The organism is Aquimarina acroporae, assembly GCF_023195925.1.
Taxonomy (GTDB): Bacteria; Bacteroidota; Bacteroidia; order Flavobacteriales; family Flavobacteriaceae; genus Aquimarina; species Aquimarina acroporae.
Genome location: NZ_JALPRE010000007.1, coordinates 1 through 17,208 on the forward strand (window position 1 = coordinate 1; position 17,208 = coordinate 17,208).

The 17,208-nt window shown below is 37.8% G+C and carries 14 protein-coding genes; 13 read left to right on the plus strand and 1 reads right to left on the minus strand.

The features are described from left to right. The 9 genes from M0D21_RS11235 to M0D21_RS11275 form a co-directional block, all read left to right on the plus strand. A partial coding sequence (locus M0D21_RS11235; RefSeq protein ID WP_248329487.1) for a hypothetical protein occupies positions 1-1,330 on the plus strand: 1,330 nt, incomplete at its 5' end. 444 nt (positions 1,331-1,774) lie between these two features. Next, positions 1,775-2,086 carry a hypothetical protein gene (locus tag M0D21_RS11240; RefSeq protein WP_248329489.1) on the plus strand — a complete coding sequence of 104 codons (312 nt, stop codon included), beginning with the start codon at positions 1,775-1,777 and terminating at the stop codon, positions 2,084-2,086. A 46-nt stretch (positions 2,087-2,132) separates the two neighbouring features. Then, on the plus strand, positions 2,133-2,789 hold the full coding sequence (locus tag M0D21_RS11245; RefSeq protein WP_248329491.1) for a hypothetical protein: 657 nt from the start codon (positions 2,133-2,135) through the stop codon (positions 2,787-2,789). Positions 2,790-2,802: 13 nt separating this feature from the next. Next, positions 2,803-7,962: a beta strand repeat-containing protein gene (locus tag M0D21_RS11250; protein ID WP_248329493.1), complete on the plus strand. Its 5,160-nt coding sequence runs from the start codon at positions 2,803-2,805 to the stop codon at positions 7,960-7,962. Positions 7,963-8,264: 302 nt separating this feature from the next. Continuing rightward, the gene (locus M0D21_RS11255) at positions 8,265-9,413 is read left to right on the plus strand and encodes a gliding motility-associated C-terminal domain-containing protein (protein WP_248329495.1); all 1,149 of its coding nucleotides are present in this window, start codon (positions 8,265-8,267) and stop codon (positions 9,411-9,413) included. Between the two features lie 266 nt (positions 9,414-9,679). Further along, the gene (locus M0D21_RS11260; RefSeq protein ID WP_248329497.1) at positions 9,680-10,228 is read left to right on the plus strand and encodes a ClpP family protease; all 549 of its coding nucleotides are present in this window, start codon (positions 9,680-9,682) and stop codon (positions 10,226-10,228) included. A 24-nt stretch (positions 10,229-10,252) separates the two neighbouring features. Beyond that, positions 10,253-10,978: a M15 family metallopeptidase gene (locus tag M0D21_RS11265; protein WP_248329499.1), complete on the plus strand. Its 726-nt coding sequence runs from the start codon at positions 10,253-10,255 to the stop codon at positions 10,976-10,978. A gap of 54 nt (positions 10,979-11,032) precedes the next feature. Next, positions 11,033-11,500 (plus strand): CAP domain-containing protein, encoded by a 468-nt coding sequence (locus tag M0D21_RS11270; RefSeq protein WP_248329501.1) that lies wholly within the window; start codon positions 11,033-11,035, stop codon positions 11,498-11,500. A gap of 156 nt (positions 11,501-11,656) precedes the next feature. Continuing rightward, the gene (locus M0D21_RS11275; RefSeq protein WP_248329503.1) at positions 11,657-12,427 is read left to right on the plus strand and encodes a M48 family metalloprotease; all 771 of its coding nucleotides are present in this window, start codon (positions 11,657-11,659) and stop codon (positions 12,425-12,427) included. Positions 12,428-12,491: 64 nt separating this feature from the next. Here the strand turns inward: M0D21_RS11275 and M0D21_RS11280 are convergent, their stop codons facing one another. Next, a complete protein-coding gene (locus tag M0D21_RS11280; protein ID WP_248329505.1) occupies positions 12,492-12,875 on the minus strand; it encodes an ankyrin repeat domain-containing protein in 384 nt (127 codons plus the stop codon). A 430-nt stretch (positions 12,876-13,305) separates the two neighbouring features. Between M0D21_RS11280 and gpmI the strand changes: the two genes are divergently transcribed. From gpmI to M0D21_RS11300, 4 genes are all read left to right on the plus strand, one after another. Beyond that, positions 13,306-14,823, plus strand: a complete 1,518-nt coding sequence (gene gpmI, locus M0D21_RS11285) for a 2,3-bisphosphoglycerate-independent phosphoglycerate mutase (RefSeq protein WP_248329507.1) — start codon at positions 13,306-13,308, stop codon at positions 14,821-14,823. A gap of 95 nt (positions 14,824-14,918) precedes the next feature. Further along, positions 14,919-15,491 carry a thioredoxin family protein gene (locus M0D21_RS11290; protein ID WP_248329509.1) on the plus strand — a complete coding sequence of 191 codons (573 nt, stop codon included), beginning with the start codon at positions 14,919-14,921 and terminating at the stop codon, positions 15,489-15,491. A gap of 75 nt (positions 15,492-15,566) precedes the next feature. Further along, entirely contained in the window at positions 15,567-16,385 is an 819-nt protein-coding gene (gene map / locus M0D21_RS11295; RefSeq protein WP_248329511.1) for a type I methionyl aminopeptidase, read from the plus strand. A gap of 29 nt (positions 16,386-16,414) precedes the next feature. Further along, a complete protein-coding gene (locus tag M0D21_RS11300) occupies positions 16,415-17,182 on the plus strand; it encodes a class I SAM-dependent methyltransferase (protein ID WP_248329513.1) in 768 nt (255 codons plus the stop codon). Positions 17,183-17,208: the final 26 nt, after the last annotated feature.

Consider the following 17,208-nt stretch of genomic DNA (forward strand, 5'->3'; position numbering starts at 1 on the left):
TAGAGGTGCTACCGGAGCAGCAGGAACTAACGGAACAGATGGTGCCAGAGGTGCAACCGGTGCAGCGGGTACTAACGGAACAGACGGTGCTAGAGGTGCAACTGGTGCTGATGGCGCTAGAGGTGCAACTGGTGCAGCAGGTACTAACGGAATAGACGGTGCTAGAGGTGCAACCGGAGCAGCTGGAACTAACGGAACAGACGGTGCCAGAGGTGCTACCGGAGCAGCAGGAACTAACGGAACAGACGGTGCTAGAGGTGCTACTGGTGCTGATGGCGCTAGAGGTGCTACCGGAGCAGCAGGCACTAACGGACTAGATGGCGCTAGAGGTGCTACCGGAGCAGCAGGAACTAATGGAACAGATGGTGCCAGAGGTGCAACTGGTGCAGCAGGTACTAACGGAACAGATGGTGCCAGAGGTGCAACCGGAGCAGCTGGAACTAATGGAATAGACGGTGCTAGAGGTGCTACTGGTGCTGATGGCGCTAGAGGTGCTACCGGAGCAGCAGGCACTAACGGAATAGATGGCGCTAGAGGTGCTACCGGAGCAGCAGGAACTAATGGAACAGATGGTGCGAGAGGTGCAACTGGTGCAGCGGGTACTAACGGAACAGCTGGTGCTAGAGGTGCAACTGGAACAGATGGTGCTAGAGGTGCTACTGGTGCTGATGGCGCTAGAGGTGCTACCGGAGCAGCTGGAACTAATGGAATAGACGGTGCTAGAGGTGCTACTGGTGCTGATGGCGCTAGAGGTGCTACCGGAGCAGCCGGAACTAAAGGAACAGATGGTGCCAGAGGTGCAACTGGTGCAGCAGGGACTAACGGAATAGATGGTGCTAGAGGTGCTACTGGTGCAGCGGGTACTAACGGAACAGATGGTGCTAGAGGTGCAACTGGAGCTGATGGCGCTAGAGGTGCTACCGGAGCAGCAGGAACTAATGGAACAGATGGTGCTAGAGGTGCAACTGGTGCAGCGGGTACTAACGGACCAGATGGTGCTAGAGGTGCAACTGGTGCTGATGGCGCTAGAGGTGCTACCGGAGCAGCAGGAACTAATGGAACAGATGGTGCTAGAGGTGCAACTGGTGCAGCGGGTACTAACGGAACAGATGGTGCTAGAGGTGCAACTGGTGCAGGAGGGACTAACGGAACAGATGGTGCCAGAGGTGCAACTGGTGCAGCAGGTACTAACGGAATAGATGGTGCTAGAGGTGCTACCGGAGCAGCAGGGACTAACGGAATAGATGGTGCTAGAGGTGCAACTGGTGCAGCGGGTACTAACGGAACAGATGGTGCTAGAGGTGCTACTGGTGCAGGAGGGACTAACTGAACAGATGGTGCCAGAGGTGCAACTGGTGCAGCAGGTACTAACGGTATAGATGGTGCTAGAGGTGCTACCGGAGCAGCAGGAACTAACGGAACAGATGGTGCTCGAGGTGCAACTGGTGCAGATGGCGCTAGAGGTGCACCTGGTGCAGCAGGTACTAACGGAATAGATGGTGCTAGAGGTGCTACCGGAGCAGCAGGAACTAACGGAACAGATGGTGCTAGAGGTGCTACTGGTGCTGATGGAGCAAGAGGAGCAACAGGCGATCCTGCTACCAATATTGTAACTAATTTATCTCAAGATACTACTACTGGGGTAATTACTTATACTAACGAGAATACTCCTACTGCCGATACTCAAACTGCAAACGTTGTAAGTACCGTCACGGGTAATGAAATTACTGTAGGTAGTGATGGGGGTGCATTCTTTGCTAGTCCTGTGAAAGCAATGGGTAAAGTTTCAGGGGCTGGAGCAGCTATTAAGATTTTAAATGCGACCGTATCTCGAATTGACGAGGGTGACTATCAAATTACATTCACCAGCGCAATGCCAGATGCCAACTATATTATTCAATTATCTATTCTAGATTGTGGCGGTGATTGCCCAGGAAATACTGGACAAAATTATGATGACCCAGGAATCACATACTATAGCCAAACCACAACTGGATTTAGAGTAAACATTGGAGATAGTGATAACGGAACCAATCAAAAAGACGATATTGATTTAGAATTCATGTTTACAGTACTAGATTTCTAATAAATATCATGACAAAATAAATAGACAGGATTAACAGATATCAAAAATGAAAAAGTTACCCCTATTAATATTATTTCTAGCATTAATGAATCAAGCCTTTGCCCAAATTGGTCCGAATGATGCTAATGCTTTGATGGGGTTGCCCACAGCTACCAACTTAGCTGAGATTAATGCTATCCTGAATCCACAAATAGGATCGGTAGTATATAATCTAGATGATGAAGAAATATATCGTTATACCGGCCCAACTAATGGATGGCAAAGAGCAACCGATGATCAAACTGATGCCGAAGTACTACTTGCTATACCACTCGACGTAGATGAAGATGCGGTTACTACTCCAACAAACGAAACAAACTTACAAGAAGTAGTACAAGCTATAGCTCCAATCACTTCTAAAGCAGGAAGAGTATTCTTCCCCCCTTCTATAGAAATTGATGCCTCGGCAATAGTTAATAATCAAACCATAGACTTGTATGCTCTGTATAGAGCTCAATATGCGACACCAATTATAAGTAGTCCAAGTGCTCCTAATACCATACCAATTTATGAGGCCAACGAACTATATTATTACGTAACTTTTGCAGACCCAATTGTTTTCAATATAGACAGTTTAAGTGATGCAGGAGTGTTACAATATGATATTTTAAGCATCCCAACTGATGACAATACCCTTATCAATGTGGTATTTGTAGTTAGGTAATTAATACTAACATATGAGATTGATACCAAAAATAACATATCAACTTATACTTTTGTTAGGTATAGCAATATTACCTATACATGCTCTTCAAGCACAAGACACCTATGAAGATAATTTTAATGGTGGAGCCAACTATGCAAATAGTTCTGGTAATCAAACATGGACCACTAGCTGGATAGAGACTGGAGATGATGGTACCGCTGGAGGAGGTAGAATATTTGTTAGTGGCTTTAATGATCTTGAATTTGTAAATATGGATGGTAGGACAATACGTCGAGATATTGACCTATCGGCGTATTCGGCTGTCGATTTATCTTTGGATTATTTTTTTATTAATGGAAATGGATCTACCGAAGATATTGACATTCAATTATGGAATGATACTGCTGGTGCATATGAAACAGTTCTTACTACAGGAACTGGATTTGGTGTTACTCTAAATCATACATTAACTGCAGATCAAATTTCTGCTAACTCTTCAATTCGATTTATTTCTGGTAGTGGTAATTGGCAAGGTGCAGACAATATTGCCATTGACGATGTACTCTTCACTGCGACCCTTTCGAATGCTGAAATAACTATTGGTAATGCAAATGTTAATGAAAATGCTGGAACCATAGATTTTACCGTTACTCATTCGGGAGCAAGTACTGCAGGGAGTTTCACTGTAGAATATTCTACTGCTAATAATACAGCCACCGCACCCGGAGATTATACCGCCACGGGCGCTCCTACTCCAACCATAACATTTTCCGGAACGACTGGAGAAACACAAACTATTTCGATACCAATTGTAAATGATAATTTTACGGAAAATACAGAAACATTTTTTGTTAACATTGCAAATCCTAGCGATGGAACAGTTACCATAACTGATTCTCAGGGAGAAGGAACTATCAATGATGATGATACCGCATCTATTGCCATTGGCAATGTTACAGTTAACGAAGGAGACGGTACTGCTACCCTAGATGTAGTTTTATCTGGTGCTAATGTTGCCGGAGGATTTACGGTGGAGTATTCTACTGCTAATGGTTCTGCAACGGCTCCGGCAGATTATACCGCAACAGGAGCCCCTACTCCAACCATCTCATTTTCGGGAACAGGAAGCTTACCAGAAACGCAACAAATAACAATTCCCATTATCGATGATTCTGATGTAGAAGGAAATCATAACTTTTTTGTAAACCTCGGAGCTGTTAGTAATGCATTGGTAACTATAAGTGACAATCAGGGAGAAGTAACTATACAGGATAATGATGCTGGTATTAGTATTGCAGACCTAACCAATATAGGCGAAGCCTCTGGTACTGCAAATTTTGTTATAACACATACTGGAGCCAATGTTCCAGGAGGTTTCACAGTAAATTTCAGTACCGCAAATAATACCGCAATTGCACCGGGTGATTATACAGCAACATCCTCCCCTCCTGCTATTTCTTTTTCCGGAACCAGCGGAGAAACACAAACTATTTCAGTAACTATTATTAATGATGGAGATACCGAAGGTAATGAAAGCTTTTTCGTAAATCTTACCGGAGTTAGTAGTCCTCAAGTTACAATAACAGACTCGCAGGCAGAAGGAACAATCATTGACGACGAAATTCCTTTTATTATAACCGATGGAGTTACCGATAATACTTGTAGTGGATTTTTTGTGGACACAGGAAGTTTTAGTGGAAACTACAGTAATAATGAAGCGATAACCTATACTCTATGTCCAGATACACCTGGAAGCGTAATTGTTTTAGATTTTGAAGAATTTAACGTTGAAGACTTTTGGGATGGGTTAGCCATATTTGAAGGTACCACCACGACAACTCAAATTGGAGTTTTTGACAATGAAAACGTTCCGAGACAAATAGTTTCTACAGATCCAAGCGGTTGTCTAACTTTCGTATTTACTTCAGACGGTAGTGTAGTTGACGATGGTTGGGTCGCTCGTATTTCTTGTGCCTCGGTATTCTTAAATGTAGGTAATGTAACCGTGAGTGAAGATGCTGGTACTGCTACCTTTACGGTAACTTTAAATGGAAATGTACCTGGAGGTTTTACGGTAGATTATATTACTGATGATGGTACAGCCTTTGCCGATTCGGATTATACTACTACCTCAGGAACTTTAAGTTTTGCAGGAACAAACAATGAACAAAGAACAGTTACTGTCCCTATAATTAATAACACTTTTGCTGAAAACGACGAGATATTTTATCTAACATTGAACAATGTATCCAATTCAACCGTAGGACTTATAGAAGGTATCGGTACAATTACAGATGATGTTGGAGACACTCCAGTAGATGATGATGTACCTCTTACTTTGTTTGATGAATTTAATGGATATTTTGATTATGCGCTTACAGGAGGTTCTCTTAGATTAGCTTCAGATTCTGTTGATCCTTGTGGAATAGCTCCTTCATCATCGAATACGCTAACAACTACTATACCTCCAGGATCGACTATAGAACAAGCATACCTTATCTGGGGCCATACCAGTCCAAGTGCTGATGATGTAGTTGTTTTTGAAGGACAAAATGTAACCGCAAGTGTAATTAATTCTGCCAATGGAGGTTCTACCTATGGTATGGTGGGAGATGTTACTTCAATTATACAAGGTATTCCAGACCCTTCTACCAATGTTTATGATTTTAGCGGACTTTCTGTTGACAATCGTACACTTTGTGATAATACTATTATTATTGGAGGTTGGTCATTAATGATATTTTTCACCAATCCTGCTTTCCCCGCAGTGGGAATCAATATGTATAATGGTTTTGATGCCTCATCAAATACTACTACCAATTATACACTTGATGGTTTTTACGCTATTGGGGCCACTGGGTCCAAAACCTCTGTTTTATCATGGGAAGGAGATGGCGATATTACCGGGAATGAAGAAATATCATTGACTGTTGGTGCCAATAATACCACATTAAATGGTGATGGAGACAATACCGGAGGAAATCAAAATGTATTTAACTCAACCATATTTGATGATACTGTTATACCAAATGTGAATACAAGTACTGAATTTGCGATAGATTTAGATACCTATGATGTTTCTGCCTTAATTGGACCAGGAGAAACTTCTGCTGCTACGCAGGTAACAACAGGTAATGATTTTATTATTCTAAACACAGTTTTATTAAAGGTTCCTAGTAACCTTATTACAGGAAATGTATTTGAAGATGTTAATTATCCTGGAGGTGCTGGAAGAAATTTAGTCACTTCTTCTGGTGTGGCAATTGAAAATGCACGAGTTGAGTTATATAGAGAAACCAGTCCTGGTGTCTTCACTTTTGAAGAAGCAACAACCTCAAACAGCTCTGGAGAATACACTTTTGGAGGTATACCTGATGGGACATATCGTGTTCGAGTAGTAAACAATACGGTAAGATCAACACGAGGAGGAGGATCAGGTTGTACAACTTGCTTACCAATACAAACCTTTAGAAGAGATTATGCCTCTGGAGGTACTTTTACCGATCAACCCAATGAAGTAGGTGGTGCAGATCCAACTGCCACTGATGCAGGATCAAATACACTAACCGGTGCTCAGTCTGTTTCTAGTGTTACCATAAATGGAGAAGGAGTTGTAGATCTTGATTTTGGATTTAATTTCAATACTATAGTAAATACCAACGCAGATGGTCAAGGATCTTTAGAGCAATTTATAGTGAATTCTAATAGTCTGGATGAAACTGGTTTAAATATTGAAACCAATGGTATTTTTAATCCAGCTGCCGGTGTAGACACTTCTATATTTATGATTCCTACGAATACTGACCCACTTGGGAGAACTGTAGATCCGAATTACGATGTAGCCAATGGCTTTTTTGATATTAATACAAATAGTAATCAACTTACGGAAATAACTTCAGACAATACCAGCATTGATGGTAGGACTCAAACCGCTTATTCTGGTGATACCAATACCGGTACAATAGGTGCAGGAGGAAATACCGTTGGAGTATCAGCTACTACCCTACCCAGCTATAATTTACCTGAAATTCAGGTACGAAGTGACTTTGGAGACGTATTGCAGATGGCAGCTTCAAATACTATCATTCGTAATATAGCGGTATATGGAGGAAACCGGAGAGCAGTGCGCCAAAATTCTGGAACAAATAATCTTATATCATCAAATTTATTAGGTGTTAATGCGCTAGGAGCTATTGGTACTGTAGGAGTAGGATCTTATGTCGATGATGGTGTACAAGTAACAGGTGGCGAAGTAGTAATAGATGGTAATTACATTGCTTCAAACACCGATTTCGGCGTTATCGTAAACGGTGGAACATCTACCACAATTCAAAATAACCATTTTACTGGAAATGGATATAGAGCATGTGAATACAATATTACTATACAAAATGGAAGCGGTATTTTAATTCAGAATAACTTTATTGAAAATGCTGAATCCACCGGAATTAACGATGATGCAGGAGGCATTACTATTACCGAAAATACAATCACTACTTCAGGTACAAACAACGGTTGTGCTCAGTTAAGTGGTATTGAACTTTCTCAGAACAACTCTTCGGTATCCAACAATATCGTAAACAGTAATGCTGGAGCGGGAATAGTATTAAGCGGAGGAAACACTTCTGGAAATCGTATTTCACAAAATTCGATTTTTGCAAATGGTACGGCAGCACCTGCATTAGGTATAGATATCAATAATGATGGAGTTACCCTTAATGATACTGGTGATGCAGATAATGGTCCTAACACTAGTATTAATTTTCCAATAATAGAATCTGCTTCGATAAGCGGAACCACACTACGAATTAGAGGTTGGGTTGGTTCTGGAGCTACTGTAGAATTTTTCTTAACCGATATTGATCAAGGAACAGCGGCAACTGGAGACAACCAACTTGGATTGTCTGTAGATTATGGTGAAGGTCAAGTATTTGTCACTTCGGCTACTGAAGGTTCTGGAACAGATAGCGATGCTACAACATCTGCATATACAGATGCAGATGGAAATACTGATAATACTAACAGGTTTGACTTTTTAATCACATTAGCATCCCCCATTACCCCGGGAAGCATGATATCTGCAACTGCTACAATATCTAATTCTACATCAGAATTTGGAGGTTCTGCTGTAGTTGGTTCGGCTCGAGTAATTACCAATAGAACAATAACTTATAGAGTTAGGCAAAATTAAAACATGTAAAATAGTTATAATTAAAGTAAACAAAACTCTTAACTACATATTCTACATACAAATCGTCAAAATCATGAAATCAATTTTTTCCACCCCTAGTAATTTTATTCCTTATCTATCGACTAATTTTAGAGATCATTTTCATCTATAAAAGCATGTTTTAACTATCGACGAACGGCAAAAAGTGCATTTCATCGAAAAATTCATGCATTTTATCGCTTAAAATTAGCATTTCAACAATTTAAACCCTATTTTAGCCATATAATTATTACGGATAAACCGTAATTACATTTTTAAGCCCCATGAATAAAATAATCGTCATTGCAATTTGTTTTCTAGCCCCTATTACCCTTTCATCGCAACAAGCCTTTCATAATTTTGGAGAAATTCAAATCCATAATCAGGGTCGAATCGGTTTTCATATAAATGTGGTCAACGATGGTAATTTTGACCAAAACGTAGGATTTACTGGTTTTTACAGTGATGATAGTAGTTTAACAGTTTCAGGAAATAATAAACCTGTTTTTCATGATGTGGAAATTGATGTAGCCAACGATCTTTTTTTAGAAGTTTCTATGGGCGTAACCAATTTTCAGGAGTTCGTTAACGGAAGAGTACAAACTCCAAGAGATGAGAAAACCGTTTCTTTAGATTACACCGATGATGCACCGTACTTAGGAGCTAATGATGATAGATTTGTAGATGGCTATGCTTCTATGACAGGGTTATTGGATTTCACTTTTCCTGTAGGGGATGATTTTAGACTACGCCCTATGAGAATTGAAAATCAAGCTGCCGTTAATACTGCTAGTGGAGCTTATTATTTCGAAGATCCAAATACTCCAAACTTCTTCACCGGAAGTTATGATACAGATAATTTTGAAAGCTTGCTGTTTGGTGTAAGTACTTTTGAGTTTTGGGATCTAAACGGAGACGTTGAAACAAGAGTTACCCTTACTTGGGATGATAACAGTAATATACCCACTTTAGTAAACAACTTAGATGACCTTCGAGTAGTTGGTTGGGACCGTACTTTAGGGCAATGGGTTAATCTTGGAAACACAGTGGTGTCAGGTGATTTAAATAATGGTGAGATTACTTCAGAACTTATGATTCCCGATAATTACGTGATTATCACCTTTGGAACTTCTTCAACAATACTAGACGGTGATTTAGAAATATTTACTGCTGTATCACCAAATGGAGACGGTCAAAATGATACATTTATTATACAGGGTATCGCTCAATTTCCAGAAAATGAATTATCTATTTTTAACAGATGGGGAGTAGAAGTATATAACAAGAAAGGTTATGACAACTCCTGGGGAGGTCTATCTGAAGGTAGAGCCACTATTGCTAAAGGAGAAGAATTACCTGTAGGTACATACTATTATGTTCTGAAAGTAGAAGGGCAAAAAGATAGAGCAGGATATTTATACATAAATCGATAAAAATTAGATCATTTTTACAAATTAGTAAGAGTAAACACATGATCAAAATTACCCCAAAAGGTATCTGATGAATTTCAGATACCTTTTTTACTGAGTATCAGTCTCATCTCTTACCTCAATGAGAGATTGCTCATTATCAAATAACACAAGGGTTTTATAAATCTGTCCAAAACCCTTTTAAAATTTTGTAAAATGCTAGATTCATAGAGTCGTTTTCCAAAAATAATTATACATTTATCTTCCTTAGAACTGAAAATAAAATTACCATGAAAGAAAAATCAGGAAAAACACAAGATTTAATAGATAAAAAATTCTTAGAAGAACGAAGTGTATTCCTTTGGGGACAGGTAGATGACAAATCTGCAAAACATGTAATAGACAGGTTAATGTATCTGGATATGATTGGAGATCAGGAAATCAAGCTTTACATTAACAGTCCGGGAGGTTATGTTACTTCTGGCTTTGCGATGTATGACACTATTAAAAGTTTAAAAAGTCCTGTTTCTACCATTTGTACTGGGCTTGCTGCTTCTATGGGTTCTATTCTTCTTAGTGTTGGAGAAAAAGGCAGAAGGTTTATACAACCTCATGCAAAGGTAATGATTCACCAACCTAGTGGAGGTGCCCGAGGTCAAGCTTCTAATATAGAAATTCAAGCTGCAGAAATTCTTAAAACTAAAGAATTAAGTGCTCAGATATTGGCAGATAATTGTGGACAGGATATGGAAAAAGTATTAAAAGACTTTAATCGTGATTATTGGATGGACGCTCAAGAATCTTTAGACTACGGAATCGTAGATGGTATCTTAGAATAAAAGAGCAAAGGATATATTTATTCTATGTATCGAAGAGATTTCATAACATTAAATATCATTACAGCTTTAGGGTTATCTTTAACCTCTTTTTCACTTCTTCAAAGTAAATTTTCTAAGGATGATTTAATGGGAAAAAGTGACCCTTCTCTGTTTGGTAATGGGTATCTACTTCAAAAAGAAGCACACGAGGCCTTTTTAAAAATGAAAGCTTCTGCTCTTGCTAGTGGTTTCAAGATTAAAGTAGTCTCAAGTTACCGGAATTATGCCCATCAAAATAGAATCTGGGAACGTAAATACAAAAAATTTACTGCAAATGGCTTATCGCCTCAGGAAGCCATTTTGAAGATTATCGAATACTCAACCATCCCTGGCACTTCGAGACATCATTGGGGTACCGACCTTGATATTGTCGATGGTAATGCTCCCCAACCCAAAGGTCTATTACTCGCAAAAAATTTTGAAGCCAATGGTCCTTTCTGCCCTTTTAAAGAATGGATGGACAAACATGCTAATTCTTTTGGATTTTATCTGGTATATACCAATAAAACAAATAGAAAAGGATTTAAATATGAACCCTGGCATTACTCCTATGCTCCCATATCAATCCCAATGCTAAAAGAATATCTTAAACTAGATATTGCTGCCGAATTGAAAAAGGCTAACCTAATGGGAAGTAATTTTTTCTCTGAAAACTTTATTAACTCTTATGTGAAAGAAAATATTTCTGACATAAATCCTCAATTATTATAACCAATTATACTAAAATTCTACTATTTTAGTTATTTATTCAAAAGCCCCATAACTATGAAAACTTTTTTTAAGTACTATTTATGCGCATTTATTGCAATTACTGCTGTCGTTTCTTGTTCTGACGAAGATGATACAGTTACTTCTCCTAATGAGATTTCGATCACCGAAGAAATATTGAAACTTGTTAATGAACACAGACAAAGTCAAGGTCTTTCTGCTCTTGAGATGAATACCACAGCTGAAGAACTCGCTGTTGATCATACTAGGTATATGATTTCTCAAGGTGACATTAGCCATGATAATTTTTCATCGAGAAGTGGTGTTCTAAATGAAAAAGAAAATGCCACAGGAACTGCAGAAAATGTAGCAAGTTTTTATCCTGATGCTGCAAGCGTTGTACAAGGATGGTTGAACAGTGAAGGTCACCGAAGAAATATTGAAGGTAACTTTACTCATACCGGTATTGCAGCTCTCAAAGATGACCAGGGAAGATATTACTATACACAAATTTTTTATCGCTAAACTATGCAAACTCAACATGCTGGTTAGTACTAATCACGTTCTTTAATTAGATCACAAACCTCTAGTAGTTGCTTACTAAGAAGTGTTTTTTAACATTTTATTAGTAAGCAACTTTTATATTCATTAACTTTAAATGTTGAATAAAATATTTCCAGCATGAGACGAGGAGGTTTAAAAATTCGTATCCTTATAGGATTAGCAATTGTCGCATTTGCATTCTTCAAAAAATGCAACAACAAAACGCTAAATCCATATACAGATAGAGTGCAGAATATTAACATGACCAGCGATCAGGAAATCGCAATAGGTTTGCAAAATGCACCTGCAATGGCCGAACAGCACGGTGGTTTATATCCTGATCAAAAGTTACAAAGCTACATAGATATGGTAGGGCAAAAACTTGTGAACTCTAGTATGGCCAAAGAGACACCTTATAAATATGAGTTCCATTTATTGGCAGATCAAAATACTATTAATGCATTTGCACTACCAGGTGGTCAAATTTTTATCACTTATGCTCTATTATCGCAACTACAAAATGAAGATCAGGTCGCAGGAGTTTTAGGCCATGAAATAGGCCATGTTTTAGGTCGTCATTCTGCAGAGAGAATTGCAGAACACGAGTTTTGGAAAACCATATCTACAGGAGCATCTGTTGGTGCAGATATGGGTGGATTGGTAAACGGTATTGGGCAAAATATATTACTTGGTAATGGTCGTGATGATGAACTAGAAAGTGATAAGCTAGGCGTATTATTTATGATAAATTCAGGATATAACCCTGAAGAAATGATAGGAGTTATGAAAATTCTAAAAGCTGCCGCCGGTCCAAGTAGAACTCCGGAATTTCAAAGTACACATCCTGACCCGGAAAACAGGATTGAAAAAATAAAAGAAGCAATACGAGAATATCAAGGTCAGAATTAAAAAAACCGGTTTGTGTGATGAATACAAACCGGCTTTTTACTTTTATGATTGACCAATCAAATATTTATGATAATTCTTTAAGCAATTGAATAGCTTCTTGAGCGTTTGACATCTTTGCAAATTTTATCGCTGTAAAGCCCTTACTATTTCTAGCTTTTACTCTAGCTCCTTCCTTTACTAATAACTTAATAATATCTACACGATTATATCGCGCTGCATACATTAATGGAGTCATTCCATTAGACTTTTCGTTAACATCGCTTCCCAGCTCGATCATTTTTTTAACCGCATCTAAATCTCCTTTTACAACTGCCATACAAAATGGATTTGTTCTAACATTTGCAAGTTCAAAAGTTTCGTTACTATTAGCTACCGTAGTTGTTTCTCCGGCAAAACTTGCAGAAGAAATAAATAATGCCGTTAAAGCAAATAAAAATGTTTTTTTCATGATGAATGAATTTAAAATTAAATATTGGTTTACACTTAATAAGACCTTAGATCTCAACATTTTGTTACATCAAAAATTGGAAATAACATAATATTAACCTTTACACAACAAAATATTAGAACTATTCTTAGCCATTTAATCAATTTTCATCAACTATTAGTTTGATTTTTTGACGACACAAAGAAAATTGTAAAATTCTTAGAAAAAAAGGTCTTATTTTAAGGATAACTCATAAATAACCTTTTCTATACAAATACGTTAATAGTTTCCCAAAAACTCATTCTGTAATAACCTTTAATAAAGGCATAAATGACCTACCATTAACTAAGCAATTTTGTGTACTTATTTTTGAAGTTGTACATTTACCGCTTGTCATTTTTTATCATAAAAACCGCACAAAGGGCCAACAAAAAAATTAAATGCTAACCACATGAATAAAAAAGTAATCCTAATGATATTAGATGGGTGGGGAACCTCTCCCGATCCAAAAGTTTCTGCAATTGATAATGCTGAAACTCCTTTTATTGATAGTTTATATACCAAATTCCCTACTGCTTCACTGCGAACAGATGGACTTCATGTTGGGCTACCCGATGGTCAAATGGGAAATAGCGAAGTGGGACACATGAATTTGGGTGCAGGAAGAATTGTATATCAAGATTTGGCTAAAATTAATATGGCTGTTGAGAACAATACTCTTAAGAATGAACAAGTATTGACAGACGCTTTTCGTTATGCCAAAGACAACAATAAAAATGTTCACTTACTGGGGTTAGTGAGTGATGGAGGGGTGCATTCGCACATTAACCATATTAAAGGGTTACTAAATGCTGCTAACGATTATGATCTAACCAACGTTTTTTTACATGCCTTTACAGATGGACGTGATGTAGATCCTAAATCTGGAATTAAACATATTAAGAACATTCAAGAGCATATGTCAAATACTACTGGGAAATTAGCCTCAATAGTTGGAAGATATTATGCAATGGATAGAGATAAACGTTGGGAACGAGTAAAACTGGCATATGACCTCATTGTAAACGGAATTGGAGAAATAAGTGAAAATGCCATAGAAAGTATTCAAAAGAGCTATGAAAATGATATAACCGATGAATTCATCAAACCAATCTTGATGCAAGAGAACGGCAAGTCAGTTGCAACTATAAAAGATGACGATGTTATAATCTTTTTCAATTTTAGGACTGATCGAGGACGTGAATTGACCGAAATGTTGTCACAAAAAGACATGCATGAATTTAACACTCATAAACTTCCTCTATATTATGTTACCATGACAAATTATGATGATACTTTTGAAGGCATAAAAGTCATTTATGATAAGGAAAATATTACGCAGACTTTAGGACAAATATTGTCTGAAGCAGGCAAAAAGCAGATTCGTATTGCCGAAACAGAAAAATATCCTCACGTTACCTTCTTTTTCTCTGGCGGACAAGAGGCTCCATTTGAGGGAGAGTCAAGGATTTTAAGAGATTCACCAAAAGTAGCCACTTATGATCTTAAACCCGAAATGAGCGCTTACGAACTTAGAGATGCTCTGGTACCTGAATTAGAAAAAGAAGAAACTGATTTCGTGTGTTTAAATTTTGCCAATGGAGATATGGTGGGACACACTGGTGTTATGGAAGCAGCAATAAAAGCTTGTGAAGCCGTAGACAAATGCGTAAAAGATGTAGTATCAACCGGACTTGAACATGGGTATGCTACATTACTAATTGCAGACCATGGAAACTGTGAAACGATGATCAATCCAGATGGTACTCCACATACAGCTCATACTACCAATCCGGTTCCTTTTATTCTAATCGATAATGATCAAATCGATATAAAAGATGGGGTTTTAGGGGATATTGCACCTACGATACTTGAATTAATTGGTGTAGAAAAACCACAGGCCATGACACAAAACTCATTACTTAAGTAAAATATACAATCTCATAATAGTAATAGTAAACTACCTTAAAAATTCTTGGGGCAGAAGAAGTCTTTACATTATATTAGCACACTATTCGCTGTTATATGAAAAAAATACTTTTATTATTTACGCTTCTAATATTAAATGCCTGTATAAGCGCTACAGTAGCTGTTAATACTGGGGTTAATTCATCTTCTGTCAATGACAATGAGGAAACTTTAGCTACACAATCTAACCCTGATATTCTTGTTGGAAAACACCAAAGAAAAGATTTGGAGCAAGCCCCTTTTGGGTCATGGTTCAACACAAATTATGAGGAGTATACGGCTGATGCATCAACTGTTGAAAAAATAGCTCCTAAGCTTCAAGATATTTCCATTAAAGCATTTATGGGAACGTGGTGCAGTGATAGTAAACGAGAAACGCCTAATTTTTATAAAATTCTTGATCAAGCAAAATTTGATTACAATAATTTCGAACTCATTACAGTATCACGATCAAAAGAAACCCCGGAAGGTTTCGAAAAAGGTCTAAATATTATAAGAGTCCCTACGTTTATTTTTTATAAAGAAGGAAAAGAAATTGGGAGGTATGTTGAATTTGCACAAGAAAGTCTTGAAAAAGATATCTTAGCTATTGTATCGGGAGAACCCTATAAACACTCTTATGAGGATTAAATGAGTCCACATTCGATTGATTCGTAATATTCTTCGTAAATTTGCCTTCTTTAATTCGGAATTCTGTACTGATTTATGATAATTACAAAAACACGTGAAGAAATAGAGTTAATGCGCGAAAGTGCATTAATCGTATCCAAAACCTTGGGAATGCTAGCTCCTGAAGTAAAACCTGGTGTTACTACCCTTCAATTGGATAAACTTGCGGAGGAATTTATAAGAGATCATGGAGCTATTCCCGGTTTCTTAGGATTATACGATTTTCCGAATACCTTATGCATGAGTCCAAATGCGCAAGTGGTTCATGGTATACCTAATGACACACCTTTGGAAGAAGGTGATATTATATCTATTGACTGTGGTGCAATTAAAAATGATTTCTATGGAGATCATGCCTACACTTTCCCGGTAGGAGAAGTGTCTGAGGAGGTTGAAAAATTATTACGTATTACCAAAGAATCACTTTATAAAGGAATTGCAGAATTAAAAGTTGGGAACAGAGTTGGAGATGTTGGATACGCTATTCAAAGATATACTGAAGACGCTGGTTATGGTGTAGTAAGAGAATTGGTAGGTCACGGACTTGGAAGAAAAATGCACGAGGATCCTGAAATGCCAAATTACGGACGTCGAGGAAGAGGAAAGAAGTTTGTTGAAGGAATGGTGGTCGCTATAGAACCTATGATTAATATGGGAACTCACCGTATTAAACAACTTCGTGATGGATGGACCATTCTTACTGCGGATGGTAAGCCCAGCGCACACTTTGAACATGATGTAGCTATTGTAGATGGAAAACCAGAGATTCTTTCTACTTTTAAATATATCTACCAAGCATTAGGTATAGAATCTGATGAAGAAGATGCCTTTAGACAAGAATTACTGGCAATTTAATCTTTTGTAAGCCCACGATAAACGTCTCTATGAAAAGGCTTTTCAAATTTATATTAAATACTATTCCCAGACCTCTACTTATAAGATTAAGTTACTTGGTGAGACCACTAATTTCTTTAATTCTTAGAGGAAATACATTTACAGACCCCATCGACGGTAAAAGTTTTTCCAGATTTTTGCCTTATGGATATGGAACACAACGAGATAACGTTCTCTCCCCTTCTACCCTATCATTAGAACGACATAGATTACTGTGGTTATATCTTAAAAATGAGACCGATTTTTTTACACAGAGCTCAAAAGTGTTGCATTTTGCACCAGAACAAGCTTTTTATAAACGTTTTAGAAAATTAAACCACATCAATTATACCACTACAGATCTTAATTCACCACTTGCCGATGTAAAAGCTGATATCTGTGATTTACCTTTTGAGAATGATATGTATGATGTCATTTTTTGTAATCATGTGCTTGAGCATATTCCTGATGACACTAAGGCCATGCAAGAACTTTTTCGGGTTTTAAAGCCGGGTGGAATGGCCGTTTTACAGATACCGCAAGATCTAAATCGGGATATAACTTTTGAAGATGACTCTATTATAGACCCTAAGGAAAGAGCAAAAATTTTCGGTCAATATGATCATGTTCGGGTTTATGGCAGAGATTATTTTGAAAAGCTGAGATCTATTGGTTTTCGGGTAGAAGAAATAGATTATACCGCGATTTTACTAGAAACTGAAGTAAAAAAGTACTGTCTTGCAAAGGGAGAAATTTTACCAATTTGTTATAAACCCTAAGCATTGCTTACTTTAAGAGAAAGATT

What these genes read in the sequence shown, in the direction of transcription:
- M0D21_RS11245 (WP_248329491.1), top strand. Translation starts at nt 2,133, where the DNA reads ATGAAAAAGTTACCCCTATTAATATTATTTCTAGCATTAATGAATCAA.
- M0D21_RS11300 (WP_248329513.1), top strand. Translation starts at nt 16,415, where the DNA reads ATGAAAAGGCTTTTCAAATTTATATTAAATACTATTCCCAGACCTCTA.
- gpmI (WP_248329507.1), top strand. Translation starts at nt 13,306, where the DNA reads ATGAATAAAAAAGTAATCCTAATGATATTAGATGGGTGGGGAACCTCT.
- M0D21_RS11240 (WP_248329489.1), top strand. Translation starts at nt 1,775, where the DNA reads ATGGGTAAAGTTTCAGGGGCTGGAGCAGCTATTAAGATTTTAAATGCG.
- M0D21_RS11270 (WP_248329501.1), top strand. Translation starts at nt 11,033, where the DNA reads ATGAAAACTTTTTTTAAGTACTATTTATGCGCATTTATTGCAATTACT.
- M0D21_RS11275 (WP_248329503.1), top strand. Translation starts at nt 11,657, where the DNA reads ATGAGACGAGGAGGTTTAAAAATTCGTATCCTTATAGGATTAGCAATT.
- M0D21_RS11260 (WP_248329497.1), top strand. Translation starts at nt 9,680, where the DNA reads ATGAAAGAAAAATCAGGAAAAACACAAGATTTAATAGATAAAAAATTC.
- M0D21_RS11290 (WP_248329509.1), top strand. Translation starts at nt 14,919, where the DNA reads ATGAAAAAAATACTTTTATTATTTACGCTTCTAATATTAAATGCCTGT.
- M0D21_RS11280 (WP_248329505.1), bottom strand. Translation starts at nt 12,875, where the DNA reads ATGAAAAAAACATTTTTATTTGCTTTAACGGCATTATTTATTTCTTCT.
- M0D21_RS11265 (WP_248329499.1), top strand. Translation starts at nt 10,253, where the DNA reads ATGTATCGAAGAGATTTCATAACATTAAATATCATTACAGCTTTAGGG.
- M0D21_RS11250 (WP_248329493.1), top strand. Translation starts at nt 2,803, where the DNA reads ATGAGATTGATACCAAAAATAACATATCAACTTATACTTTTGTTAGGT.
- M0D21_RS11255 (WP_248329495.1), top strand. Translation starts at nt 8,265, where the DNA reads ATGAATAAAATAATCGTCATTGCAATTTGTTTTCTAGCCCCTATTACC.
- map (WP_248329511.1), top strand. Translation starts at nt 15,567, where the DNA reads ATGATAATTACAAAAACACGTGAAGAAATAGAGTTAATGCGCGAAAGT.